The organism is Oceanibaculum pacificum (assembly GCF_001618175.1).
Classification (GTDB): Bacteria; Pseudomonadota; Alphaproteobacteria; order Oceanibaculales; family Oceanibaculaceae; genus Oceanibaculum; species Oceanibaculum pacificum.
In genome coordinates this window covers 22,055-30,387 of record NZ_LPXN01000113.1, presented here as the reverse complement: position 1 = coordinate 30,387, position 8,333 = coordinate 22,055, and the positions used below count along the sequence as shown (strand labels likewise).

The following is an 8,333-nucleotide window of genomic DNA, read 5'->3' as shown; positions in this document are numbered from 1 at the left end:
ATGACCTCGCCCTGAGGAGCCTGCTGAAAGCAGACGCTCGAAGGGCATGGCGGCAAATAGAGAGGCTTACTCGTCGCTGGGGCGCTGGGCCTGACGGGCGATGCGTTCGATTTCCTCGCGGACCAGGCGCTCGACGATATGCGGCAGGTTTTCGTCCAGCCATTCCTTCAGCATCGGCCGCATGACCTCCTTGGTCAGCGATTCCAGCGTCTTGTGGCCGGCGCCGATGGGCAGTTCCGGATGCCGGGCTTCCAGCGTTGAGGTCAGGTTCGCGAAAGAGGACACGGCCTCGCTGCGCCGGGGCGGCGAGATCAGGCTTTCCTCGTCCATCATCGGCGGCGGGGGCGGCGGGGCGGTGCGATAACGCTGCTCTTCGAACAGCGGCTCCGGCTCCTCCATCACCCGCTCTGTCAGGTCGAGGATGTCTTCTTCCTCGTCCATCGGTTCCGGCTCGGGCTCGGGTTCCGGGGCGAACATCGCGTCGATGTCGATCTCCGGTTCCGGCTCGGGTTCGGGCTCCGGTTCGGGTTCTGGGGCCGGCTGCGGTTTAGGCGCAGGTTTAGCGGCCTTCGGAGCGGGCTGGGGCTCCGGTTCTGGGGTCTCGTCGCTTTGGCCATCCTCGGAGATTATGCGTCTGATAGACGCAAGAATCTCCTCCATGGACGGTTCTTCTGCTTTATTTTCGCTCATATCGCCGCAGACCTTGAAAACACGGCCTTCACAGTAAAGGAGAAGATGCCGGTTGGCTAGCGCCCGCGTCGAACCCGCAAAAGCATAAGCTCTTGTTGTGCCGGTTATTCTTGGGGCGGATCACGGCTTGCCGGCGCTCAGGCCCCACCATTTGCCGTCGGTTTCCTTATAATGACTTTCGAAGTCATAAAGGGTGACCGGCAGATCGAGGTCGCGCGCGGTCAAACGGCCGACGGCGGAGACGACCTCCAGCCGGCGCACCACCTCGTCGCGCTGCGCGGCAACCAGATTGACCTGACCGTTCAGCAGTTCCTGCTCCGCATCCAGAATATCCAGGATGGTGCGGGAGCCGACCTTGGCTTCCTCCTGCACGCCGTTCAACGCGATCTCGGCGGCCTGGATCACATCCAGCAGCGAATCGATCCGCGCCTTGGCGGCCATCAGATTCTCGAAGGACGAGGCGCCGTTGCTGACGGCGGTGCGGCGGGCATCCTCCAGCGCGCTATAGGCGCGGGATTCGCTCTCCTTCGACTGGCGCACGCGCGACGTGACGGAACCGGCCTGATAGAGCGGCACCGACACATTGGCGAAGATCGATGCCTCGTCGGTGCGCGAATCGCGGAATTGCTGGTTCTCGAACCGGCTGACCTCGCCGACCAGCGAGACTTCCGGCAACAGCTCGCCGGTAATCAGCCGGGTCTGCGCCTGCGTCGCCTCGACGCCGAAGCGCTGGGCGATGACGCTGGGATTATAGGCGGCGGCATCGGCCACCACGACCTCCCGGTCAGTCGGCGGATTGAACTCGATATCGGGTTCCGACAGATTGACCGGGGCGGTGCCAACGACACGCTGGAACTGCTCCCGCGAGGCAGCCAGCGCGCCTTCCGCGGCGACCCGGTCGGCCCGCGATTGCGACAGGCGGGCATCGGCCTGGGCGACGTCGGTGCGGGTCACCTCGCCCACGTCGAACTGGTCGCGCGTGGCGGAGAGCTGGCGTTCCAGGCGCTGCACATTATTGATGCGCAACTCCAGGATCGCCTCGTCCCGGATCACGTTCATATAGGCCGTCGCGGCATCCAGCAGCACCTGCTGCTCGGTGGCGAAAAGCTGGGCGCGCTGCGCCTTGATATTGGCCTCGGCGCGCTCCGTATCGGCGATGGTGCGGCCGCCGCGATACAGCGGCTGCGTTACCTGCAGCGTCGCCCGGCCGGGCGTGCGGGTATTGGTGCTGTCCCGGTTTACGCGGCCGAAATTCTCGGTATCCGTCGTCGTCTTGCCGATATCGCCGGAGACGATGACCCGCGGCCGCCAGCCGGACTGCGCCTGGGCCAGCGTCTCGTCGGTCTCGCGCAGGCGCGCGCGCTGGGCTTCCAGCACCGGGTTGGTCTCGTAGGCCAGCGCCAGCGCCTCGCTCATCGTCTGGGCCGACGCGCCGGGCAGCGCCAGCCCGATGCCGAACGCCAGGGCGACACCGCCCAGAAGCGCCGCGCGCCATAAGCGGCGACGCCAGGCGCGCGCGGCGGCGCGCATGGGAACGCGCGGGGCGTCGTTCAGTGGCAAGCTACCCATTAGGTCAATTCCTTCAGGTCAACGGCGTCGACTATCTGATGCGGATCAGAAGGCAAAACCGGGTTCCCGCGCAAATCCCGGCAGCATCGGCGTGGCCGCATCGAAAAGCACGCGATGGGCGACCGCGCCGGCATTCTTGGTGACGATGGTGGCGCGGCCGACGCCGACAACGTCGCGGCCCACGCCCTCGGAAGGCTGGCGGATGACGGCGACCAGGCGGCCGCCCTCGCTCAATTGCTCGACCAGCGTTGGGGGCACCGAATCGACGGCGCCGTTCAGCACGATGACATTGTAGGGCGCCTGCTGCGGATAGCCGCCCAGCATGGCGCCATCGACCGCGGCGGCGTTGTCCGCGCCGAGATCGGTGAGAATGCGGTTCGCCTCCTCGGCGAAGTCGGGATTGTCGTCCAGCCCCAGCACGGAGCCGGCCAGGCGGGCGATGATCGCGGTGGAGTAGCCGGTGGCGCAGCCGATATCCAGCACGCTGTCCTCCGGTGCTATGCGGGCCTCCTGCAGCAGGCGCGCAAGGACGACCGGCTCCATCAGATAGCGCCCGCCGCCAATCGCCAGATCCTCGTCGATATAGGCGAGGCCGCGATAGGCCTTGGGCACGAACAGCTCGCGCGGCACGCTGCTGAACGCCTCGATGAGCGCCGTGCTGGTCAGCTTGTTCGTCCGAAGCTGGCTTTCGACCATGTTGCGTCGGGCGATCGCGAAATTCGTCATGGCTGGCTGTCCGGAGCGTGGCGTTAAGGCGAACGAAAAAAGTCGGTGCGGCTGTTATATCGTCCGCCCCGGCCAATGACAACGAGATAGGCGAAATGAAAAGAGGCGCATCCTGCGATGCGCCCCTTTTCTCGACATATGGCTCCCCGGGACGGATTCGAACCGCCGGCCAAGCGGTTAACAGCCGCTTGCTCTACCGCTGAGCTACCGGGGATCAGCGTCGGCGTCGTCTTAGACGCCGTATCGCCCGCATGCCGTCGCCGGCTGCCGTGCGAGGCGGGCCTTATAGCAAAGCCCATCCCCCCTTTCCAGTCCCGTTTTCGCCCCGATGTCAACTTTGCATCAAGGGCATTACGGTGCTGGAGGCCCGGACCGGAATCGAACCGATGTACAAGGATTTGCAGTCCTCTGCATAACCACTCTGCCACCGGGCCGGCAGCGACGGCCGGAAGGCCGCGGGTGGGGAGGTATAGGACGGCTGCCCCGCCCCGGTCAAGCATGCTCCGCACGGGACGGTTTATTCCAGAATCGCTCGACGTCGCGCAGGTCGGTCCAGCGTAGTTTCAGCGTGCCCATGGCGATATCGGCGGCGCAGGCGTGCCAGCCGACGACCAGGCCGGCGGCCACGTAGCTCTCGGCGTCGGCGCTGCGCTTTTCCATCGGCAGCAGGTGCCAGACAAGCTGCCGCGCCACCGCGACATCGTTCAGATGACCCAGCACATCCTGAAGCTGCGACAGCGCCTTGAGGTAACGCTCGGCCTTCTTGCGGGGATAGAGCGAGCGGAAGAATTCGGCGGCGTAGCGCAGTTTCTTGATCTGGATGCGCATCTCGTGCCGCTCTTCGGCCGTGCCGTCGAGCATGCGGCGGGCCTGGCGGATCGCCTTGCGCTGGCGCTTTTCCAGCAGCGCATCGGCGAATCCGGTGACCGGCGCGAACAACCGTGCGGATTGCGCGTTCAAGGGCTGGTCGGTCCAGGCCGCTTCGGCCAGCCAGCGGCTGAAATCCAGCATCAGCCGGGCATAGCGCCGCCCGGCCAGCGCCGCCTGCGCCTGGGCGTAAGCGGCCTTGCGCGCGGTTTCCACCTCGCGCTGCAGGGCCGCCAGGCCGGCATCGCCCGGAAAACCGCCGCGCACCGGGGCCAGCAGCTCAAGCGAGAACACGTCGAGGTCGCGCGCGCCGCCCAACTCGCCGGCAAGCCATTTCAGCTCCGCCTTGAAATACTCGCCCTGCCCGGCCGGCAGCACCGGCCCAAGGATGGAAAAGAAGGAACGCAGCCGGCGCAGCCCGACGCGCATCTGGTGGATGCCCTCCGGATCCTCGCCGGCCCGCACGACCGGCTCGTTAGCCAGCACCTGCGACAGGCATTCCTGCACGATCAGCCCGACCGCATCGGTCAGCGCGGCGGCGGGATCAAGCTCCAGCTTCCGCGCCCGCCGGGATGTCGGCACCGCCCCGGTCAACAGGCCATAGCCGATATTGGCCTTCCCGGCATCGGAGATTTTCAACGCCATGTCCTGCTGCAAGGCAGCGGCGACATCGAACAGATCGCCCGGCGCGCCGGCGATCAGCTCCAGCTCCAGCTCGCAGACATCGGCGCTGCGCTCGCCGGCCCGGATGGTGCCGACATCCAGGCAGGCCAGCAGGCTCGCCTTTTCCGTGGCCAGCCGTCGGCAGCGGCGCTTGATATCGGTCTCGAATACCGGATGCAGCGCCCCTTCGGCCTGTAGCCGCAGGGCGAGCGACCGGATTTCCGGGTCGGCGATCGCCTCCAGCCGGGGCATCGCATTGGGCAGGACGATCTCGTCCTCTTCCCGGCTGACCAAGCCAATGCCGCCCTGGCGCTTCGACTTCACCGCCTGGATGAAGCGCCGCCCCTCGCGCCGAACGCGCAGCTCAATGCCGCGGCGGCGCAAATCCAGCTCCTGACTGTCGTAATAGGTGGCGCGCAGCTGGCGCGTCGTGCCGCGCCCCTCGGCCCGCTGGCGCAGCAGCGCGTGGCGCCACAGCTTCTCCGCCTCTTCCGGCAGGACCGCGAGCTTCAGCTCTATTTCACGCGGGACGATTTCCGGTGGAATCCCGGCGGCCGGATTTTCCTCCGGAGAGGTCGGTGGAGAGAGGGTCATGCAATCCGCGTCATGTGCCAATGAACGCGGAGACTTTGGCGGCAGGCCGAGAACTTGTCAAGTTTCTGTAATAAAAACAATCGTCTATACCAAATCTTTCGGTGTAATGAAGCCATCAAGCGTGGCGCCCTTGGCCGCCAGTTTCTTCCAATTATCGATGGGCAAGGACAGGATACACAAAGCGCCCGTGGGATATTTTTCCGCCAGGCGCGCCATATCTTCCTTCGCTCCGGTCTCGATCAACTGCGCCGCCAGAGTCTCGATCGCCGGGTTGTGCCCGATCAGCAGGGCCGATTTCACCGCCGGATCCACTGTCCGCAACCGGGTCATCAGCGCGCCGGCATCGGCGGCATACAGCTCCTTCTCGATCTCCAGGGCGGGCTTGCCGGCCAGGCGCGGGCGAATCTGGTCCAGCGTCTCCAGCGCGCGCCGGGCCGAGGAGCACAGGATCAGCCCAGGCTGGATGCCCTGCTGGGCCAGATGCAGCCCCATCACCGTCGCCGCCCGGAAGCCGCGCTCGTTCAACGGCCGGTCATGGTCCGGCAGGCCAGGACTCTCCCAGCTCGATTTGGCGTGGCGCAGCAGGTAGAGGAACTTCATCTCACGTCTCCTTGGGGCGAGGCGAAAGCCGGCAATATCCCGAATAGGCGGGATGCCGCACAGCATCTCACTTGTTCGCCATTGTTCTTGAAATTGACTTTGCGATAACCCCCGGCCATTGTCGGAAGGCCTAAGAGCTGATCCTGTATCCCGCGTCTTTCAACAGACCGACATGCGCTTTTTTTCCTTTTTTCCGCTGACGGCTGTTTGAGCATCGCCATGGTTGCCCTGCACATCCGCCCGGCCCGACGCGAGGATGTCGACGCCCTCGTCGATCTTAACCGCGAGCTATTACAGTTCTATGGGGTGCAGCCGCCCTTTCCCCGCGTCGACATGATCCGCCGGCTGAAGGCCGAGCTGTTCGTCGAAGCGCCGACGGTCGAGGTCATGCTGGCTTTCGCCGGCGACGAGGCTGTCGGCATGCTGGCCTTCGCCGAGATTTACGCCGTGGCGGTGTGCCGCCGATCGCTGTTCATCCAGGATATCTTCGTCAGCAAGACGACGCGCGGGCTGGGCGTCGGCCAGGCGCTGATGCTGGAGCTGGCGCACATCGCCGAGCAGCGGAACGCCTTCCAGATCGACTGGACCGCCGATCTGTGGAACGAGGAGGCGCGGCGCTTCTACGAAACCCTCGCCCCGGTGCTGAAGGCAGAGAAGATGTTCTACCGCCTGGCCGGGGCCAATCTTCGGCAATTCCTGGACGGCGCCAAGCCGCCGCGCCGGGCGACCGTCCGCTAACCGCCCCCATCCCACCTTCCGAGGAGCCCGCGTCCCATGCCCTACGCCAAGCCCGACGCCCTGGTCTCGACCGAGTGGCTGCACGATCATCTCGATGCGCCCGATGTGCTGGCCGTCGACGCCACCTACTTCCTGCCGACCATGAAGAAGAAAGGCCGCGCGGAATATGAGGCGAAGCATATTCCCGGCGCGCTGTTCTTCGATATCGACGATATCGCCGCCGAGGGCCGCGACCTGCCGCACATGCTGCCCACGCCGGAGATTTTCGCCGCCAAGATGCGCGCGCTGGGTATCGGCAACGGCAACCGCGTCGTTGTCTATGACCAGCATGGCCTAATGAGCGCGGCGCGCGCCTGGTGGATGCTGCGTGTGTTCGGCCATAAGGATGTGGCTGTGCTGGATGGCGGCCTGCCGAAATGGGTCGCCGAGGGCCGGCCGGTGGACGACCACCCCGCCCCGCCGCGCGAGGGTCATTTCACCGCCCGGCTGAACCCTGATCTGGTCCGCCAGCTCGACCAGGTGCGCGGCAATCTCGACAGCAAGGCCGAGCAGATCGTCGATGCCCGCGCCGCCGGTCGCTGGCGCGGCGTGGAGCCGGAAATCTGGCCCGGTCGCCCCGGCCGCATTCCGGGCAGCCTGAACGTGCCCTTCACCGACCTGCTGGGCGCGGACAAGACGGTAAAGCCGGCCGACCAGATCGAGGCGCGCTTCGCCGAGGCCGGGGTTGACCTGAATAAGCCGATCACGGCGAGCTGCGGTTCCGGCGTCACCGCCTGCGTGCTGGCGCTGGGCCTCTATCTGGTGGGGCGCGACGATGTCGCGGTCTATGACGGCAGCTGGGCCGAATGGGGCAAGCGCGACGACACGCCGGTGGAACTGGGATGAGCCTCGCCATCCGGCCGATCGCGGCCGCCGATATCGAGCCGGTCGTCGCCCTGTGGCGGGCCTGCAACCTGACCGTCTCCTATAACGATCCGCATGGCGACATCGCCATGGCGCGGGCCAATCCGGGCAGCGAGATATTCGTCGGCGAGCTGGACGGCCGCATCGTCGCCACCGCGCTGGCCGGCAGCGACGGGCATCGCGGCTGGCTGTATTACGTCGCCGTCGACCCCACGCTGCATGGCGGCGGGCATGGCAAAGCCATCGTCGCCCATGCGGAGGCGTGGCTGGCGGCGCATGGCGTGAACAAGGTGATGCTGCTGGTGCGCCCGACCAACACCAAGGTGAAGGCGTTCTACGAACGCATCGGCTACCAGGAGGAGGATCGCAGCCTGTTCACCCGCTGGCTGCGCGGCGGGCCGGACAGCGATATCCCGCCGGCGGCTCTGGCGCTGATCGAAACCACCGCCACCTATCTGGAAATGACCGAGCGGCCGACCCGACCGACCGTGCCGGCCCCGGCGCTGAAGCTGTCGCTGCAACGGGCGGAGCATCCGTCCGTCTCGTTCTATCGCTATCTCTATAATTCCATCGGCCGGCCCTGGGCCTGGGTGAATAAGCGGCTGGTCGACGACGAGGAACTGCGCGGCTTCATCCAGGATCCGAAGGTGGAGCTGTATGTGCTGTCCGTCGCCGGCGTGCCGGCCGGCATGGCGCAGATCGACCGCCGCGAGCCGGGCATCGTCGACCTCGCCTATTTCGGGCTGATGCCGGAATTCATCGGCCGCAAGCTGGGACCGTATCTGCTGAACTGGGCCATCGACCAGGCCTGGACCGGCAATACGACGAAGGTCACGGTGAATACCTGCGACCTCGACCATCCGAGCGCCCTGCCGCTCTATCAGCGCCTCGGCTTCAGCCCGGTCCGCCGGGAAGTCGTCTCCCTGCCTCACCCACATCTATTCGGGCTGGAGATGCCGGCGCATCGGCGGTGAAGCACGGTC

8 protein-coding genes and 2 tRNA genes are annotated in these 8,333 nt (G+C 66.1%); 3 read left to right on the top strand and 7 right to left on the bottom strand.

The features are described from left to right. Positions 1–66: 66 nt before the first annotated feature. From AUP43_RS11110 to AUP43_RS11080, 7 genes are all read right to left on the bottom strand, one after another. On the bottom strand, positions 67–477 hold the full coding sequence (locus tag AUP43_RS11110) for a DUF2497 domain-containing protein (RefSeq protein ID WP_067556677.1): 411 nt from the start codon (positions 475–477) through the stop codon (positions 67–69). Between the two features lie 333 nt (positions 478–810). Next, positions 811–2,259 carry a TolC family outer membrane protein gene (locus AUP43_RS11105; protein ID WP_067556674.1) on the bottom strand — a complete coding sequence of 483 codons (1,449 nt, stop codon included), beginning with the start codon at positions 2,257–2,259 and terminating at the stop codon, positions 811–813. Positions 2,260–2,304: 45 nt separating this feature from the next. Further along, positions 2,305–2,985, bottom strand: coding sequence for a protein-L-isoaspartate O-methyltransferase family protein (locus tag AUP43_RS11100; RefSeq protein ID WP_067556671.1), 681 nt, complete (start codon positions 2,983–2,985; stop codon positions 2,305–2,307). A gap of 139 nt (positions 2,986–3,124) precedes the next feature. After that, positions 3,125–3,199: transfer RNA gene (locus tag AUP43_RS11095), tRNA-Asn, on the bottom strand. Positions 3,200–3,345: 146 nt separating this feature from the next. Next, a tRNA-Cys gene (locus AUP43_RS11090) sits at positions 3,346–3,419 on the bottom strand. A 58-nt stretch (positions 3,420–3,477) separates the two neighbouring features. After that, positions 3,478–5,109 (bottom strand): CYTH and CHAD domain-containing protein, encoded by a 1,632-nt coding sequence (locus AUP43_RS11085; protein WP_067556668.1) that lies wholly within the window; start codon positions 5,107–5,109, stop codon positions 3,478–3,480. A gap of 84 nt (positions 5,110–5,193) precedes the next feature. After that, positions 5,194–5,709 carry a SixA phosphatase family protein gene (locus tag AUP43_RS11080; RefSeq protein WP_067556665.1) on the bottom strand — a complete coding sequence of 172 codons (516 nt, stop codon included), beginning with the start codon at positions 5,707–5,709 and terminating at the stop codon, positions 5,194–5,196. Positions 5,710–5,928: 219 nt separating this feature from the next. Between AUP43_RS11080 and AUP43_RS11075 the strand changes: the two genes are divergently transcribed. The 3 genes from AUP43_RS11075 to AUP43_RS11060 are packed head-to-tail and all read left to right on the top strand — an operon-like array spanning position 5,929 to position 8,324. Beyond that, the gene (locus AUP43_RS11075; protein ID WP_157089323.1) at positions 5,929–6,447 is read left to right on the top strand and encodes a GNAT family N-acetyltransferase; all 519 of its coding nucleotides are present in this window, start codon (positions 5,929–5,931) and stop codon (positions 6,445–6,447) included. Positions 6,448–6,483: 36 nt separating this feature from the next. After that, the gene (sseA, locus tag AUP43_RS11070; RefSeq protein WP_067556659.1) at positions 6,484–7,332 is read left to right on the top strand and encodes a 3-mercaptopyruvate sulfurtransferase; all 849 of its coding nucleotides are present in this window, start codon (positions 6,484–6,486) and stop codon (positions 7,330–7,332) included. Next, the gene (locus tag AUP43_RS11060; protein ID WP_198154881.1) at positions 7,329–8,324 is read left to right on the top strand and encodes a GNAT family acetyltransferase; all 996 of its coding nucleotides are present in this window, start codon (positions 7,329–7,331) and stop codon (positions 8,322–8,324) included. Before sseA ends, AUP43_RS11060 begins: the two co-directional genes overlap by 4 nt. Positions 8,325–8,333: the final 9 nt, after the last annotated feature.

What these genes read in the sequence shown, in the direction of transcription:
- AUP43_RS11110 (WP_067556677.1), bottom strand. Translation starts at nt 477, where the DNA reads ATGTTCGCCCCGGAACCCGAGCCCGAGCCGGAACCGATGGACGAGGAA.
- sseA (WP_067556659.1), top strand. Translation starts at nt 6,484, where the DNA reads ATGCCCTACGCCAAGCCCGACGCCCTGGTCTCGACCGAGTGGCTGCAC.
- AUP43_RS11075 (WP_157089323.1), top strand. Translation starts at nt 5,929, where the DNA reads ATGGTTGCCCTGCACATCCGCCCGGCCCGACGCGAGGATGTCGACGCC.
- AUP43_RS11080 (WP_067556665.1), bottom strand. Translation starts at nt 5,709, where the DNA reads ATGAAGTTCCTCTACCTGCTGCGCCACGCCAAATCGAGCTGGGAGAGT.
- AUP43_RS11100 (WP_067556671.1), bottom strand. Translation starts at nt 2,985, where the DNA reads ATGACGAATTTCGCGATCGCCCGACGCAACATGGTCGAAAGCCAGCTT.
- AUP43_RS11105 (WP_067556674.1), bottom strand. Translation starts at nt 2,259, where the DNA reads ATGGGTAGCTTGCCACTGAACGACGCCCCGCGCGTTCCCATGCGCGCC.
- AUP43_RS11060 (WP_198154881.1), top strand. Translation starts at nt 7,329, where the DNA reads ATGAGCCTCGCCATCCGGCCGATCGCGGCCGCCGATATCGAGCCGGTC.
- AUP43_RS11085 (WP_067556668.1), bottom strand. Translation starts at nt 5,109, where the DNA reads ATGACCCTCTCTCCACCGACCTCTCCGGAGGAAAATCCGGCCGCCGGG.